Source organism: Martelella sp. (genome assembly GCF_984369615.1).
In genome coordinates this window covers 1-14328 of sequence record NZ_CFHTCS010000084.1, presented here as the reverse complement: position 1 = coordinate 14328, position 14328 = coordinate 1, and the positions used below count along the sequence as shown (strand labels likewise).

The following is a 14328-nucleotide window of genomic DNA, read 5'->3' as shown; positions in this document are numbered from 1 at the left end:
GGAAGGATCGACAAGCTCAGCCGGATCGGACGGGATATCGGCAATCAGGTCGCCGTCTGCATCCGTGTAGCGGCTGTCCAGGGTGAAATCTGCTAAAGCAGGTACTGTCATAGCAACCAGAGCGGCTGCAGCAAGAAGAGTACGACGCATTTTATTATCTCCGATCATGTTTGGATGTCATTTCGCCCGGGCTTAGCAGTGTTTTATTACAGCGATACAACGCTACTGCCCGGATGGCCGTTTTCAGATCAATGGTAATGAAATTCCCGGCAAGCAAAGCTGCCGCGATCCCTGCGCCGATACCGCTGCAAAGGCCTTGAACCGGAAATGTCTCATTCGGCATTCACTCGCTCTTTGCGGCGAGATCCGTCGCGCCTTCCATACGGCCGATCTGGTTCAGCCTGCTTTCCAGCGCCATTTTTTCGATTGTCTCCACCGGAAGGCTCAGAAACGCCTTGATCCGGATTTTGAGGAATTGTGCCGTTTGCACAAAGGCCAGTTGCTTTTGCGCATCCGTCCCCTCGACAGCGGCGGGGTCTTCAATGCCCCAATGCGCCCGCTTTGCCGCCCCGCGCGCGATCGGGCAGGCCTCTCCCGCGGCGCTGTCACAGAGCGTGAAGATGAAGTCGAAAGCGGGCGCGCCGGGGACCGAAAAGGCATCCCAGCTCTTCGAGTGAAGCCCCTCGACCGGGTAGCCCTGTGCCGCCAGCACCTTGAGCGCGAGCGGATGAACGGCACCTTTCGGCCGGCTACCTGCCGAAAAGGCCTGAAAGCGACCTCTGCCCTCCGTGTTGAGAATGGCTTCAGCCATGATCGACCGCGCCGAATTTCCGGTGCAGAGAAAGAGAATGTTGAAGTTCTGGTTGTTTGTCATGGCCGAACTCTCATTTTCATGTCGGTGTGAACAATGCGCGGAAGCGCCGTTTACCAGCAGGCGTGGTGACTGTGACCGGACGCCGACCTGCGCAAAGCCATGTCGGCAAGGCGGATCGTCAGATCGATTACGCCGTCGCTTTGGCTCCCGGCTGGATGGTATCTCCTGTTTCCCCCGAATGCCGATTGCACTGGATATTCGCGACACCCGAACGAGCCGCTGCAAGTCGCAATAAACCATCTATGTTGCAGTTTCATGAAACTGTAACATGACTGTGTTTTACCGTCCTCCGGGGACCACCCGTTGAAACCCGAATGGATTCGACAACCGATCCAGCCAGGAGAGATTATTCCAATGAAAAAGATACTTTCAGTCACCGTTCTCACTGCAGCCTCGCTGCTCGCCTATCAGGCCGCAGCCCAGGAAGATGCTATCCAGGTTGACGGCTCGTCGACCGTGTTCCCCGTCTCCGAGGCGTTTGCCGAGGAATACCAGATCGCAACCGGCAATCGTGTCGTTGTTGGCGTGTCAGGTACCGGTGGCGGCTTCAAGAAGTTCTGCCGCGGCGAGACCAGCTTCTCCGGCGCATCGCGCCCGATCAAGACCTCGGAAGCAGAGCTTTGCGCCGAAAACGGTATCGAGTTCGTCGAATTGCCCGTCGCCATGGACGCGCTTGCCGTGATCGTGAACCCCGACAACCCGATCAGCTGCATGACCGTCGAAGAGCTGAAGACGGCTTACGAGACGGAAGCACAGGGTGTCGTCAACAACTGGAACCAGTTGAACCCGGAATACCCGGACCAGCCGCTGACCCTGTTCGGCGCCGGCACGGACTCGGGCACCTACGACTACTTCACCTTCGCCATCATCGGCGAAGAGGGCGCCTCGCGCGGCGATTTCACCGCGACCGAAGACGACAACATCACCATCCAGGGCGTGTCGACCGACGTCGATGCCATCGGCTTCCTTGGTCTGGCCTATGTCGAAGAGAACCGCGGCCGTGTGAAGCCGCTGGAAATCTCGTTCAACGGCGGCGAGTGCGTTGCGCCGACCACCGAAACCGCGGCCAGCGGTGAGTATCAGCCGCTGACTCGTCCGCTGTTCATCTACGCGAACAAAGAGCATCTGGACACGAAGGCGAATGTCGAGGATTACGCGAAGTTCATGTTCAACCCGGAACTCGCACCGGAACTCGTGGCCTCCACCGGCTATCTGGCGCTGCCCAGCAAGGCCTTCTCGCTTGCTGAAGAAAAGATCGTTGCCCGCTCGACCGGCTCGTTCTTCGACGGCGGCTCCAAGGTCGGCGTCACGCCCGACGATCTTCTGAAGGCTGCCAACTAGGCACATTTCATCTCGGCGGCGGGTCTTTTCGCCCGCCGCATCTTTTTCCGGTCAAGCGAGGTTGCCGTGCCCGTAGATTCCATTCCCAGTTCAGCGGAACTCATCAACAGCGGTTTTGTCAAAAGACGGCGACTGATCGACCGGGGCATGAGGGTTTTCCTGTTCCTGTGCGCGGCACTGTCGGTATTCGTCACATTCGCCATCGTCTATATTTTGATACGCGATTCGGCCGGGTTCTTTGCCCATGTGCCGCTGTTCGATTTCCTGTTCGGCACGATGTGGACGCCGGTCTTTGCCGACCCGCAATTCGGGGTCCTGCCTCTCTTGGCCGCGACATTGCAAACGGCGGGGCTTGCTATGATCATCGCGGTGCCTTTCGGCCTGGTCATGGCAATCTATCTCAGCGAATATGCCAAGCCGGCGGTGCGTGAGACAGTGAAGCCTGCGCTCGAAATGCTCGAGGCCGTGCCCACTGTGGTTTACGGTTATTTCGCGCTTCTGGTGATGACGCCATTTCTGCAACAGTTCATTCCCGGGCTCAAGGGCATCAACCTGCTGGTGCCCGGCATCATCCTCGGCATCATGATCCTGCCCTACGTTGTCTCTGTCTCCGAAGATGCGATGCGCGCCGTGCCCAACAGTTTGCGCGAAGGCGGTTACGCGCTTGGCATGGCGAAATGGCAGGTGGCGACACGTATCGTCATCCCCGGGGCGTTTTCGGGCATCACCGCCGCCTTCATCCTCGGCATGTCGCGCGCAGTGGGCGAGACGATGGTACTGGCGATCGCAGCAGGCCAGAACCCGAACCTGACATGGGACCCGCGCGAGGGGGCCGCGACAATCACAGCCTATATCGTGCAGATGAGCCTCGGTGACGTGGCGCACGGGTCGGTCGCATACGAGTCGATCTTTGCGGTGGGTCTTCTGCTCTTTGTCATCACGCTCACCTTCAATGTCATCGGCTTCTACCTGCGCCGCAAGTTCCGCGAGGCATACTGAGATGGTTACCACAACCGAAGGAACGCTTGGCAACGGTGCATCGACGAACCAGGAGGCGTTCGACGCCGTCGCGCGCGCCAAGAAGAAAGACATCATCTTCGCCTCCGGCGGGGTGATCGTCATGGCCATCGCAATGGCGCTGCTTCTGACGCTGATCGGCGATCTAGTCATCCGCGGGGCCACCCGCATCAGTTACGATTTCTTGACCAGCTATCCTTCGCGCATACCGGCGCGGGCGGGCATTCTGTCGGCATGGGTCGGCTCGCTTCTGGTAATGTTGGTGACCGCTTTCCTCGCCATTCCAATCGGGATCGGCGCGGGGCTTTATCTGGAAGAATATGCCAGGAAGGGGTGGCTCTCGAACTTCATCGAGATCAACGTGTCCAACCTCGCCGGCGTACCTTCGATCATCTACGGTCTTCTGGCGCTCGGTCTCTTCGTCTACGGGTTCGACCTCGGCAAGACGATCCTCGTGGCCGGCATGACGCTCGCACTGCTGATCCTTCCGATCGTGATCGTCTCGACCCGCGAGGCGGTGCGCTCGATCCCTTCGATCATCAAGGAGGGTGCTTATGGCCTTGGAGCCGATCAATGGCAGGTGATGTGGCACTACATCATACCGGCGGCGCGGCCTGGCATCCTGACCGGCGCCATCGTGGGTCTCAGCCGCGCCATCGGCGAGACCGCCCCAATCATCACGATCGGCGCGCTGACCTTCATCGCCTTCCTGCCGCCGGCACCCGTGACCGGAGAGTTTCCGTTCATCTCCTTCGCCTGGCTCAACGACGGATTCACCGTGCTGCCGATACAGATGTTCAACTGGATTTCCCGGCCTCAGGCTGGTTTTCACACCGCCGCTGCCGCAACCGGTGTGGTGCTGATCGCGCTGACCTTCTCGCTCAACGGCATCGCCATCTGGATCCGGTACCGGCTCCGCAAAGGACACAGAAACTGAACCATGATTGATGACAACATGACAGCCGAAAAAGCAGACGCCGAGATCGAGAAAACCAGACTTCAAGATGAGCGCGAGGCGGCCATGCCGCCTCCGATCAAGCCTGCGGCAGAGAGCGACGCGCTACGCGCCCGGATTGAGGATTTCAGCTTTTACTACGCCAACGGCTTTCAGGCGATCAAGAGTGTCAGCATGCCGATCCTCGACCGCAAGGTGACGGCGATCATCGGCCCCTCGGGATGCGGCAAGTCCACCCTTCTGCGCAGTCTCAACCGGATGCACGATCTCTACCCCGGCAACCGCTATGAGGGGCGGGTAATACTGGAGCCAGAGGGCGAGAACCTGGTCGGTCGCGACGCCGATCCTGTGCTGGTGCGACTGCGCATCGGCATGGTGTTCCAGAAGCCGAATCCCTTTCCCAAATCGATTTACGAAAACGTGGCTGCCGGCTTGCGCGTGCGCGGGATCAGCAAACGCCAGGTGATCGACGAAGCGGTGGAAAGCGCATTAAAGCGCGCCGCGATCTGGGACGAGGTCAAGGACAAGCTCAATGGCTCGGCCTACGACCTTTCGGGCGGGCAGCAGCAGCGTCTGTGCATCGCACGCGGTCTGGCTCCGAACCCGGAAATCCTGCTTCTGGACGAGCCGACATCGGCGCTCGATCCGATAGCGACGGCCAAGGTAGAGGACCTGGTCCAGGAACTCGCGAAATCGGTGACTATCGTGATCGTCACCCACAACATGCAGCAGGCGGCGCGCATCTCGCACCGCACGGCATTCATGTATCTGGGCGAACTGACAGAATTCGGCGAAACGAGCCAGATTTTCAATAATCCCCAGCATCCCCGCACGGAGAACTACATCACCGGGCGCTACGGTTGACGAGATGTCGAAAGGAAGCAAATGGAAAAGCGACATACGCTGCAAGCCTTTGAACAGGCACTGAGTGACCTGTCCGCCGCCGTCCTGATCATGACGGAACATGTTCAGGCCATGGTTGCAAGCGCAGCCCACGTGCTTCTCGACAACGATCTGGTGCGCGCCGGTGAAGTGGTTGAAAACGATCTGGTGGTGGACCGCGAATTGGAGACAATCCGCGCCCGCTGTCTGGATATACTGGTGCGCTATCAGCCGGTGGCCGGTGACCTTCGTCAGGTCATCGCCATCGAGCACAGCGCGGGAAACCTTGAGCGCGCGGCGGATCATGCGAAGAATATCGCCAAACGCGCCATTGCGGACCGCAACTCCCGGATATCGGCGGATGCAGCTGAACTGTTCAGACAGCTGCATGCCGCGGTTCTTGGAGCATTGGAAGATGCCAATGATGCCCTTGTGCGCCGGGATGTTGACCTGGCGCACAAGGTGGTGCGCGGCGACAGGCGTATCGATGTCCTCCATGACGATCTGTTTCACCTTGTTCTGGCAGGCAGCCGGCGAGACACCTCGAAACTGAAGTCCGATATCCATCTGCTGTTTGCCGCCAAAAGCCTGGAGCGTATCGGTGACCACGCCACGAATATTGCCGAAGAAGTGATTTTCATGAGCAGACGCGAAGCGCCAGACGGATCGATCGACACATAAGACGGGTCAACAAATAAGACGGGAACCGCCATGCTGAAGCAGAAAGCACTCGATCTGCTGAAACCCAGAATTCTCGTGGTCGAAAACGGGATGGTCGAACGGGACTCCCTGTTCCGGCAACTGCAGGACAGCGGATATGCCGCGTGCGTGGCGATGGACGGCAAGACACCGCTGCAGGCGGCAAGAGATGAAAGGCCGGACATCGTCCTTTTCAATTGGGTCGCACCGAATGATTATGGCTTCAACCTGTGCCGCAGCTTCAAACAGGACAGCGCCACGAGGCAGATGCCGCTTATCATTCTGTCCGGCAGTTCCGGCGAGGAAGTCAAGGTCAAGGGGCTTGAACTGGGCGCAGACGATTACCTGTCCAAACCCTACTCTTCATCGGAGCTGGCGGCGCGGCTCCATGTCCAGCTTCGTCGTATCGATTCCGGAAAGGTAAGGCCCTGCCTCACCTTTGAGCGCATCGCTCTGGATGAAGACGCGCTGCGGGTCTATATCGAAGGACGCCCCGTGCATCTCGGGCCAACCGAATATCGCATGCTTGCGGCCTTCATGAGTCGTCCTGGACGCCCCTTCACCAGGGAACAGTTGTTGGAACGCGCCGGACGGCGCAAAGGCGATGTCGATATTCGCAGTGTGGATGTGCATATCGGCCGTCTGCGCAAGGTGCTCAACCAGAAGAAAACGAACTACCCGCTCCGAACAATCAGGGGAATAGGGTACGCCCTCGGCTAAACCTTGCGGCTGACACAAAATCGTTGTCTCTTCCGGTCATAAGCATAAATCGGACTTATGACTGCACTGAAGAGGCATGCACGTAATGATAGATGACATGGTCGGGATGCTCGATGCGCTCGGGCACGCCGAACGGCTCCACGTATTCCGCGTTCTGGTTCGACGATATCCGCAATCAGTGGCAGCCGGTGAACTGGCCGAAACACTTGGCTATAAACGCTCGACGCTTTCTATCTATCTATCGGTTCTGCGGCGTGCGGGTCTCGTCCATCAGGATCGCGACGGGAACTCCTTGTTGTACAGCGCCGATCTATCCGGCGCGAAGTCGCTGATAGGCTTCCTCTCGGAGGATTGTTGTCGGGGCCGAACAAACAATGACCATCGCACGATAGATTTCGACGCGAACGATCACCGCAGATATAATGTCCTGTTCGTCTGTACGCGCAATTCAGCGCGGTCAATCTTTGCCGAAGTCATCCTGCGTGACACCGCGCCTGAGCGGTTTGCAGCCTATTCCGCAGGCACATCGTCACATGGCGCGGTCCATCCCTTGACCCTGCAGGTTCTTGAAGAAAACGGACACGAGATTTCAGAACTGGGGACAAGCTCGATCGCCGAGTTTCAGAAGCCGACCGCGCCGCAAATGGACTTCGTTTTCACTGTGTGCGACCAGGCGGCCAATGAAGAATGCCCGGTCTGGCCCGGACAGCCGGTGACGGCGCATTGGGGTCACCCGGATCCCGCCGCAGGCGTTTTCAGCGATGAAGAACGCCTCGAATTGTTTCGCCAGACCTATCAGGCCATGCGCCGGCGCATTCAACCCTTCGCTCAACTCCCGGGACCGACCCTCGATCGCGCCGCCCTTCAGGAGCATGTGGACGATATCGGTAGGCTGCGCCTGGCCCGAGTCTGAATACTGTCGAAGAGCGGCGCTTTCACGCTGTCTTGGGCAGGATTCGCCTTCTGGCCAGGCGACCAACCGGCTATTACGACAGCGTCATCGTGCCGACGGCAACTTCCAGGCAGCGAAACTCACCGCGCCATGACCCAAGATGCACCTATGGCGATGGCGGTAGAGCCGGTAGCCAGAAAGCCAGGGCGACCAGGCTTGCCAGCAATACCGGCGGTGTTATCAGAAGACCGATTTTCATATACTGGCCCCAGCCAATCCTGTAGCCCTTTCCGGCCAGCACATGGAGCCAGAGCAAGGTCGCGAGACTGCCGATCGGGGTGAATTTGGGCCCCAGATCATTGCCAATGACGTTGGCGTAGATCATCAACTCCCGCGTTGCCGCAGGCACGTTGGCCCGATCGATAGACAATGCACCGACCAATGTCGAGGGCATATTGTTCATGATGGAGGCTGCGATGGCGGAAAGCACGCCGGTGCCCAGCGTGGCGACAAACTCACCATGTTGCGCCAACCACTCAATCGCCAGGGCGCCGTAATTCGTCAGCCCCGCATTGCCAAACCCGTAGACGACGAGATACATGCCGATTGAGAACAAAACGATCTGCCAGGGGGCGCCGCGAAGCGCGTCCGATACGGAGACGATTGCACCGCGGCCGGCCTGCCACCAGCGCCCGGCAATTGCCATGAGCAGAACTGCGCCAGTACCTGTCACAAACGCGATGGGAATGCCCAGCGGGGCCGTCACGAAATAGGCGGCAAGCAGCACGGCCAGCAAGGGAAACGCAGCCCGGAAGACCAGTGGATCCTTGACGGCCATGTGCGGCGGGTCCAGGCTCTCGACGGAGTAGTGTTTGGGAATTCGACGGCCGAATGCCAACCAGAGCACGGCCAGTGTTGCTGCCAGGGAAACAAAATTCACAGGGACCATGACCGCCGCGTAGCGGTCGAACCCGATATCAAAATAGTTGGCACTGACGATATTGACGAGGTTGGAGATCACCAGCGGCAGGCTTGCCGTGTCTGCGATGAACCCGGTCGCGATGATGAAGGCCAACGCCGCCGGCGGCCCAAAATTCAGGCGCAGGAGAATAGCGATGACAATGGGCGTCAGCAGAAGGGCTGCGCCGTCATTGGCAAAGAACGCAGCAATGATCGCCCCCAGTATAACGACAAGCGGGAAAAGCAAATGGCCGCGTCCGTTGCCCCAACGTGCCACATTCAGCGCTGCCCACGCGAAGAACCCAGCTTCGTCCAGGATCAGCGAAATGATAATCAGCGCCACGAAAGTGAAAGTTGCATCCCAGACGATATCCCATACCACGACAATATCGTCCGGATGCACCACGCCCGTCAGCAGTGCCACCAGGGCGCCGCCGAGCGCGCTCCAACCAATCCCCAGACCTTTCGGCTGCCAGATCACCAGAAACAGGGTGACGACAAAAATAGCCAGTGCCAACATGAAAAGACCTTATCGTCAGTGCGTGTTCTGGTTGACGCGTCGAGAGAGCTCCTCAGCACTCTCGACGCGCTCTGAATAACGGTCAGTGAGATAGGCAGACCTGCCGCGCGTCAGCCAGGTGAACTTCACAAGTTCCTCACACACATCGACGATACGCATGTAGAGGGGTGAAGGCTTCATGCGCCCGGCTTCGTCAAACTCGGTGAAGGCCTTGGGTACGGATGATTGATTGGGGATGGTGATCATACGCATCCAGCGCCCGAGGATTCGCATCTGGTTGACGGCATTGAAGCTCTGGCTGCCGCCCGAAACCTCCATGACCGCCAGTGTCTTGCCCTGGGTGGGCCGGATACCGCCCAGCGATAGCGGTATCCAGTCGATCTGCGTCTTCATGATGCCGGTCATCGCGCCATGCCGCTCGGGGCTGACCCACAGCATGCCCTCGGACCATTGGGCGAGGTCGCGCAACTCCTGGACTTTCGGGTGGCCGGAATCCGCATCGTCAGGCAGAGGTAGACCCGACGGTTTGAAAGTGCGCACTTCGCAGCCGTACCAGCGCAATAGTCTCATCGCCTCTTCGGAGGCCAGGCGTGAAAAGGAGCGCTCGCGCAACGAGCCGTAGAGCACCAGAATCCTGGGGGGATGGCGCGGCGCATCCGGCCCCGCCAGCAAATCGACGTCAATTGGACGTAACTTGTCCGGATCGATATTCGGCAGGTCATCGAGGCGTTCAGTCCCGCTCATTGAGTTGCCCCGCCGAAGCGTAACACATCGCCGTCTTCCTTGGTAAACACCGCCACCGGGTTTGCCAGCAGTTCAAGGACCCGCTCTGAAGGCCGGCATAACCGCGCACCTTTTTCTGTCACCACAATTGGACGATTGATCAGGATCGGGTGCGCCATCATTGCATCGATCAGTTGATCATCACTCAGCGTCGGATCATCAAGATTGAGTTCCTCAAAAGGCGTTCCCTTGCGGCGCAGCAACTCTCTTGGCGTGATGGCCATCATCGAAATCAGCTCGATCAGCCGTTCACGACTGGGTGGGGTCTTTAGGTATTCTATCACGGTCGGGGTTTCGCCCGACGCCTCGATCATCGCTAGGGTATTTCGGGAGGTTCCGCATGCCGGATTGTGAAAGATTATCGCTTTCAAGCGTTCTCGCTCCTTCTTTTGTCGTTGAGGCCACCTTCACTCAGAGCCGCCGAAAACGGCTCGCAAACTTCTGGGTGGCCAGCGCAGCAGTCGCGAACCAGAAAACGCAGAGTTTCCTGCATGTGCTCGAGATTGGCGCGATAGATGATTGAGCGGCTCTGTCGGCGCGATATCACCCATCCTGCCCGTGAAAGCACCGCAAGATGTGCCGACATGGTGTTGTGCGGTACAGATAATTGACGTGCGATCTCCCCGGCAGGGAGCCCGTCGGGTTCATGGCGAACAAGGAGACGAAACGCCTCAAGACGGGTCTCTTGGGAAAGCGCGCTAAAACTCGCGGTGACGATGCTTATTTCCATGTGTCCAATAATATGGACAAAATAAATATTGGCAACCGAGTTTCGCCGATTATACGATCTGTCTTGCCCTGCCTGAAACCATCTTTGCCGAACTCGAAAATGGCGATATTTAGCCAAGAGTGACCGCGCTGGCAGCCTCCCTCAATCGGCCCGGTCTGTTCCTCTCCTATTCAGATTCTGTTTTTGACGAAGGACCCAATTTTCGTTTCGGGGGTGACCGTCTCCGTCGTGTTGTGTCGGGAATTTCCTCGCATCGAAGGAACAGAGCCCCTTTCGGATTCGCTGCGACAGGCCGTTTCGTGCTTTGTTGTCCATGCAGACTGTGTTCTTTGCCAGTATCGACACCCTGTTGCACAAAGCTGACGCGGGCTGCCATGGCGAAGGAATGTCCAGCCGTTGTTGTTTGCGAGCAATTGACGATGGGACTGTAAGGCCCGGGGTCTGTCAGCAACGTCTCCGTCCAAAAAAGACGGCTTCCACCTTCGGCGGACCCTCCGTCTTTTCCGGTCCTGCGCCGCCCTTCGCTTCGCTGCGGCCCTGAAGGGTGCAGTCATCCTCTTCCGGTGCTTCCTGGTGTCCCTGTCAATTCGATCAAACAACGGAGACATACCAATGGCAGACCTGATCAACTTCATCCGCTTCAACGACAACGGCACTTTGGAAGGCAACATCGCCGCACTGGACTTCGACTTCGACATCACTGGCGAAGAGCTCAACAGCACGAACCCGAAAGCGCCTGTCTACCGCCTGTATGGCGTGTCCCCGCGAGGCCGAAAGGTCGAGGTTGGCGGCATCTGGCGTCAGACGAACCAGAACGGCGAAGAGTATCTGCAGCTGACCGCGGCAACCCCGAGCCGGGCGTTCCGTGCGAACCTCGGCAAGTTTCCCGGCCAGGACGATGATGATCTGATGACCGTGATCCCCTGGAGCTAAGCTCCCTCGGCGCGGCGGATACCGCCGCGCCGGTTCCGGCAAATCCGCGACGTACCTAATAGTCCGCACTTGTTTCGCTTCTGTCCTCACTTTAGGTATTATGGGTTTGCGAAAAGTGCCAAATCGCTCCTTGCTCTTTCGGCGTCATCCCACCGGATCACAATGGCAATCGGGCCTTGAAGCACATATAAGAAACACCATGTGGGTTCGAACAGCTGTCGCGAGAGAATGACAAGAGAAGAGATTATAAAGGGGCTGGGTGCGCAGCCACATGACCCGTTTGTGTGGTTCGATGGACCACCGATTCTGGAGCAAATTCCGCCCGGAACTGTAGGTGTTAACGCTCTCAAGGTTGCGACCGCCATTGAGAACCGGCCGAGCCGCTACGTGCACCTGCTTCCGATGTTGCGCGTGAGCCTGATTGGCTTGATCTACGATCCGCAGCTGGACGGAGGAATCCTGCCCCTGCAAATTCTTGCGGAACGCCTGGGCGTCAGCCGGTTTACGGTTCCGCGCAACTGCGTGGTGCTCGAGGAAATGGGGCTCTTCTATAAAGTCACGAAGAACGGCCGCTACGCTGTCGAGCCCGATACGGCACTGGTCGTGTTTCATGACCTGTTCGTTCCGTTGCCTGCGAAGCGGCTCCGCAAAGACGATTGATGCACCCGATAACTGGGTCAAACATATAAAAAAACAAGAGAATTCTTCTTCCGATTCTGGTATAGTTGGCGTGGTCAATAGACTTACGCTGAATTTGTCGTCCAGGAGCGAGAGTGCATAGCAGGACCGTGCCGGTTCAAGGGTTGAGAGATTCTAGGAAGACCGGCCTGCCTGTAAAACCGCACCGATCTTAAGAAGGAAAAGACCATGGCGAGCACCCTTGAGAAAGCGCGCATCTCCGATGCCGAGATGAAAAAGCGGCGCCGGCTGGTCAACAGCGCCGATCACTCCAATGCCATGGAAGGCCTGAAGCGCGATCCTGCCACCGATCACATTTTCAAGGCTTTCATTCGCGGCGAGATCGAGGCCACCGATATCGTTCCGATGCTGAAAGAGTTTCGCGCCGCCAACGGATGACGAACTACGCTTACGAAAACGGCACCCTCAAGAACATCGATGGCTTAACCGATCCCGACAAACTCTCTGCCGTTGAGGCTGAACGTGTTGCCGGCCGTCTCATCGAACTGCGTCTTGGGGGCGGGCCGCAGCCGACCTTCGACGCTCGGCACCTGAGAGCGCTTCACCATCATCTTTTCCAGGACGTCTATGAATGGGCCGGGCGAACCCGCGATGAGCGGGTTCAGCTTTCTGACGGCACGGTCGCGACCATGCCGGCCATGCAGAAGATCGACGGCGAGCAATTCGCGATCGGCCCGGCCATTCCCAGCGCGCTGGACCGATTTTCCGAGGACCTGCGCGGTCAAGACCTCCTGCGCGATCTCGACCGGGAGACGTTTGCCGATCAGGCCGCAGTTTACTTCAATCGGCTCAACTCGATCCATCCGTTTCGCGAAGGCAATGGCCGGACGCAGAGGGAGTTCATGACTGCGCTGGCGAAGAACGCCGGTCACGAGCTTAACTTTGATGTCGTGTCGGCCGAACGCATGGCGCAGGCCAGTATTGCCGGTCATGAACGCGGCGATGTCGATGCCTTCAAGCGCCTGTTCCGCGAGATCTCTGATCCCGAACGCGTGCAGGCGTTGGAGAAGGCACAGAAATTTCTGACCTCGCAAGGCTTTGATTGGCAAAATCGCTATATGGCAACGACCGAGCCTGGCCGTCGCTATGATGGCGTCCTGGTCGGGGTTGGCGGGTCAGATTTCATGATGCACGACAAGCAGAATATTCTCGTCGGCAAGACAAAGGACCTGCCAAGGCCTTTGCCCGAACAAGGGCAGCATGTGACGTTCGAAACGCCACAGAAGACCCGCGCGAACGCCCGAAAGGGTAGGGGGCGTGACGACGACTTTGGGCACGGCCGCGGCTAAAATCCCATCTTCGCGGTCTCGCGGCGTAGATTGCCGGCTGGACGCCGGATTCGGTCGCGGCCGTTGGGGCCGCGGTTCTCTTCTTTTTTTGCCGGGATAGCGTACGGCTCCTTAGTCAGCGTCAATGACGAACGGTGCCCCCAATTTTGCCGCTGCCCGGCGGGCAGCAACAAAATCGGCACCCCCATTCACCGGCCTTGCCGGTCGCTTCGCGATCATTGACACTGCCCTGCGATCACCGGTGGCCGGTTTCCGTCAACAAAAGGAGACGGAAACATGACGACTATCGATCAGATCAATGAACTTCGCGCCGAGCTGACGAACTGCGACTTCTCGAAGGGCGAGCGGCAGGATGCTGAAGCAGAACTTGAAAAGCTGGAAGCACTGGTAGCAGCAGAGGAGCTTCAGTTTGAGCAGGACATAGCGGCCTGGAACGCTGACCTCGAATGAGGTCAGTTTCAGGAAGGCTGTCAGCCTTCCTGTTCTCTAGCCGACACCCGAAAAGCCGAATATTTTGAGCGCTGAAGCTGCTATTCCGTGCGCCAGTTCAAAATAGAAAGCTTGAAGTCAGGAAAACTATCAAACCGACAAATCGAGCAATGCTGCATGAACACGTATCATGAGCAGGCTGTGACTTATAGTTTGCAATTTGGCTCAGTGTGACCTATAGTAGGCATATGGCCGAGTTAATCAAAACGGCAACATTTGATCGCTGGCTTTCGAGCCTGAAAGACCGAACTGTAGCCGCAAAGGTCGCCGCTCGCCTCGTGCGACTTTCAATGGGCAATCCCGGTGATGTGGAGCCCGTGGGATCGGGAATTTCCGAGCTTCGCATTCACTACGGCAAGGGATATCGAGTTTACTATATGAGGCGCGGCGAGTTGATTATCGTTTTGCTTTGCGGTGGCGCCAAGTCGACCCAGAAAAAGGACATCAAGGCCGCAAAAATGCTGGCCGACGAGTGGAAGGATTGAAACTATGGCAAAGGAAGTTTTTAGCCGTTTCGATGCGGCCGATTACCTGAAAACCAACGA

Annotated in this window: 18 protein-coding genes; 13 read left to right on the top strand and 5 right to left on the bottom strand. The window is 58.0% G+C overall.

What is annotated here, in order from left to right:
• Nucleotides 1–343: 343 nt before the first annotated feature.
• Nucleotides 344–874, bottom strand: coding sequence for an arsenate reductase ArsC (locus AC5DC2_RS09225; RefSeq protein WP_024707225.1), 531 nt, complete (start codon nucleotides 872–874; stop codon nucleotides 344–346).
• A gap of 303 nt (nucleotides 875–1177) precedes the next feature.
• On the opposite strand from AC5DC2_RS09225, the gene AC5DC2_RS09220 reads away from it, so the two are divergent.
• From AC5DC2_RS09220 to AC5DC2_RS09190, 7 genes are all read left to right on the top strand, one after another.
• On the top strand, nucleotides 1178–2215 hold the full coding sequence (locus AC5DC2_RS09220) for a PstS family phosphate ABC transporter substrate-binding protein (protein WP_491698272.1): 1038 nt from the start codon (nucleotides 1178–1180) through the stop codon (nucleotides 2213–2215).
• A gap of 66 nt (nucleotides 2216–2281) precedes the next feature.
• Complete coding sequence (gene pstC / locus AC5DC2_RS09215; protein WP_244435529.1) at nucleotides 2282–3214, top strand: phosphate ABC transporter permease subunit PstC; 933 nt, start codon at nucleotides 2282–2284, stop codon at nucleotides 3212–3214.
• 1 nt (nucleotide 3215) lies between these two features.
• A complete protein-coding gene (gene pstA, locus AC5DC2_RS09210) occupies nucleotides 3216–4169 on the top strand; it encodes a phosphate ABC transporter permease PstA (RefSeq protein WP_024707222.1) in 954 nt (317 codons plus the stop codon).
• Nucleotides 4170–4253: 84 nt separating this feature from the next.
• A complete protein-coding gene (gene pstB / locus AC5DC2_RS09205; protein ID WP_051424018.1) occupies nucleotides 4254–5051 on the top strand; it encodes a phosphate ABC transporter ATP-binding protein PstB in 798 nt (265 codons plus the stop codon).
• A 21-nt stretch (nucleotides 5052–5072) separates the two neighbouring features.
• Nucleotides 5073–5750, top strand: coding sequence for a phosphate signaling complex protein PhoU (gene phoU / locus AC5DC2_RS09200; protein ID WP_018065832.1), 678 nt, complete (start codon nucleotides 5073–5075; stop codon nucleotides 5748–5750).
• A gap of 30 nt (nucleotides 5751–5780) precedes the next feature.
• Nucleotides 5781–6488: a winged helix-turn-helix domain-containing protein gene (locus AC5DC2_RS09195; RefSeq protein ID WP_036236432.1), complete on the top strand. Its 708-nt coding sequence runs from the start codon at nucleotides 5781–5783 to the stop codon at nucleotides 6486–6488.
• 85 nt (nucleotides 6489–6573) lie between these two features.
• On the top strand, nucleotides 6574–7401 hold the full coding sequence (locus AC5DC2_RS09190; protein ID WP_024707219.1) for an arsenate reductase/protein-tyrosine-phosphatase family protein: 828 nt from the start codon (nucleotides 6574–6576) through the stop codon (nucleotides 7399–7401).
• A 145-nt stretch (nucleotides 7402–7546) separates the two neighbouring features.
• Here the strand turns inward: AC5DC2_RS09190 and AC5DC2_RS09185 are convergent, their stop codons facing one another.
• The 4 genes from AC5DC2_RS09185 to AC5DC2_RS09170 are packed head-to-tail and all read right to left on the bottom strand — an operon-like array spanning nucleotide 7547 to nucleotide 10373.
• Nucleotides 7547–8860, bottom strand: coding sequence for an arsenic transporter (locus AC5DC2_RS09185; RefSeq protein ID WP_024707218.1), 1314 nt, complete (start codon nucleotides 8858–8860; stop codon nucleotides 7547–7549).
• Nucleotides 8861–8875: 15 nt separating this feature from the next.
• Nucleotides 8876–9604 carry an arsenical resistance protein ArsH gene (arsH, locus tag AC5DC2_RS09180; protein WP_018065836.1) on the bottom strand — a complete coding sequence of 243 codons (729 nt, stop codon included), beginning with the start codon at nucleotides 9602–9604 and terminating at the stop codon, nucleotides 8876–8878.
• Nucleotides 9601–10014, bottom strand: coding sequence for an arsenate reductase (glutaredoxin) (gene arsC, locus AC5DC2_RS09175; protein WP_024707217.1), 414 nt, complete (start codon nucleotides 10012–10014; stop codon nucleotides 9601–9603). Before arsC ends, arsH begins: the two co-directional genes overlap by 4 nt.
• Entirely contained in the window at nucleotides 10011–10373 is a 363-nt protein-coding gene (locus AC5DC2_RS09170) for an ArsR/SmtB family transcription factor (protein ID WP_079921054.1), read from the bottom strand. The genes arsC and AC5DC2_RS09170 overlap by 4 nt, the downstream gene beginning before the upstream one ends.
• 612 nt (nucleotides 10374–10985) lie before the next feature.
• Between AC5DC2_RS09170 and AC5DC2_RS09165 the strand changes: the two genes are divergently transcribed.
• The 6 genes from AC5DC2_RS09165 (at nucleotide 10986) to AC5DC2_RS09140 (ending at nucleotide 14268) form a co-directional block, all read left to right on the top strand.
• Entirely contained in the window at nucleotides 10986–11306 is a 321-nt protein-coding gene (locus AC5DC2_RS09165) for a DUF736 domain-containing protein (protein WP_024707216.1), read from the top strand.
• Between the two features lie 228 nt (nucleotides 11307–11534).
• Nucleotides 11535–11966 carry a helix-turn-helix domain-containing protein gene (locus tag AC5DC2_RS09160; RefSeq protein WP_024707215.1) on the top strand — a complete coding sequence of 144 codons (432 nt, stop codon included), beginning with the start codon at nucleotides 11535–11537 and terminating at the stop codon, nucleotides 11964–11966.
• Between the two features lie 207 nt (nucleotides 11967–12173).
• Entirely contained in the window at nucleotides 12174–12383 is a 210-nt protein-coding gene (locus AC5DC2_RS09155) for an antitoxin VbhA family protein (RefSeq protein WP_018065840.1), read from the top strand.
• Nucleotides 12380–13294: a Fic/DOC family protein gene (locus AC5DC2_RS09150; protein ID WP_018065841.1), complete on the top strand. Its 915-nt coding sequence runs from the start codon at nucleotides 12380–12382 to the stop codon at nucleotides 13292–13294. Before AC5DC2_RS09155 ends, AC5DC2_RS09150 begins: the two co-directional genes overlap by 4 nt.
• A 276-nt stretch (nucleotides 13295–13570) precedes the next feature.
• Nucleotides 13571–13744, top strand: coding sequence for a hypothetical protein (locus AC5DC2_RS09145; RefSeq protein WP_197489683.1), 174 nt, complete (start codon nucleotides 13571–13573; stop codon nucleotides 13742–13744).
• A 227-nt stretch (nucleotides 13745–13971) separates the two neighbouring features.
• Entirely contained in the window at nucleotides 13972–14268 is a 297-nt protein-coding gene (locus tag AC5DC2_RS09140) for a type II toxin-antitoxin system RelE/ParE family toxin (RefSeq protein WP_024707214.1), read from the top strand.
• The last annotated feature ends 60 nt before the right edge of the window (nucleotides 14269–14328 follow it).

What these genes read in the sequence shown, in the direction of transcription:
- AC5DC2_RS09225 (WP_024707225.1), bottom strand. Translation starts at nt 874, where the DNA reads ATGACAAACAACCAGAACTTCAACATTCTCTTTCTCTGCACCGGAAAT.
- pstA (WP_024707222.1), top strand. Translation starts at nt 3,216, where the DNA reads ATGGTTACCACAACCGAAGGAACGCTTGGCAACGGTGCATCGACGAAC.
- pstB (WP_051424018.1), top strand. Translation starts at nt 4,254, where the DNA reads ATGCCGCCTCCGATCAAGCCTGCGGCAGAGAGCGACGCGCTACGCGCC.
- phoU (WP_018065832.1), top strand. Translation starts at nt 5,073, where the DNA reads ATGGAAAAGCGACATACGCTGCAAGCCTTTGAACAGGCACTGAGTGAC.
- AC5DC2_RS09195 (WP_036236432.1), top strand. Translation starts at nt 5,781, where the DNA reads ATGCTGAAGCAGAAAGCACTCGATCTGCTGAAACCCAGAATTCTCGTG.
- AC5DC2_RS09190 (WP_024707219.1), top strand. Translation starts at nt 6,574, where the DNA reads ATGATAGATGACATGGTCGGGATGCTCGATGCGCTCGGGCACGCCGAA.
- AC5DC2_RS09185 (WP_024707218.1), bottom strand. Translation starts at nt 8,860, where the DNA reads ATGTTGGCACTGGCTATTTTTGTCGTCACCCTGTTTCTGGTGATCTGG.
- arsH (WP_018065836.1), bottom strand. Translation starts at nt 9,604, where the DNA reads ATGAGCGGGACTGAACGCCTCGATGACCTGCCGAATATCGATCCGGAC.
- AC5DC2_RS09170 (WP_079921054.1), bottom strand. Translation starts at nt 10,373, where the DNA reads ATGGAAATAAGCATCGTCACCGCGAGTTTTAGCGCGCTTTCCCAAGAG.
- AC5DC2_RS09165 (WP_024707216.1), top strand. Translation starts at nt 10,986, where the DNA reads ATGGCAGACCTGATCAACTTCATCCGCTTCAACGACAACGGCACTTTG.
- AC5DC2_RS09160 (WP_024707215.1), top strand. Translation starts at nt 11,535, where the DNA reads ATGACAAGAGAAGAGATTATAAAGGGGCTGGGTGCGCAGCCACATGAC.
- AC5DC2_RS09155 (WP_018065840.1), top strand. Translation starts at nt 12,174, where the DNA reads ATGGCGAGCACCCTTGAGAAAGCGCGCATCTCCGATGCCGAGATGAAA.
- AC5DC2_RS09150 (WP_018065841.1), top strand. Translation starts at nt 12,380, where the DNA reads ATGACGAACTACGCTTACGAAAACGGCACCCTCAAGAACATCGATGGC.
- AC5DC2_RS09145 (WP_197489683.1), top strand. Translation starts at nt 13,571, where the DNA reads ATGACGACTATCGATCAGATCAATGAACTTCGCGCCGAGCTGACGAAC.
- AC5DC2_RS09140 (WP_024707214.1), top strand. Translation starts at nt 13,972, where the DNA reads ATGGCCGAGTTAATCAAAACGGCAACATTTGATCGCTGGCTTTCGAGC.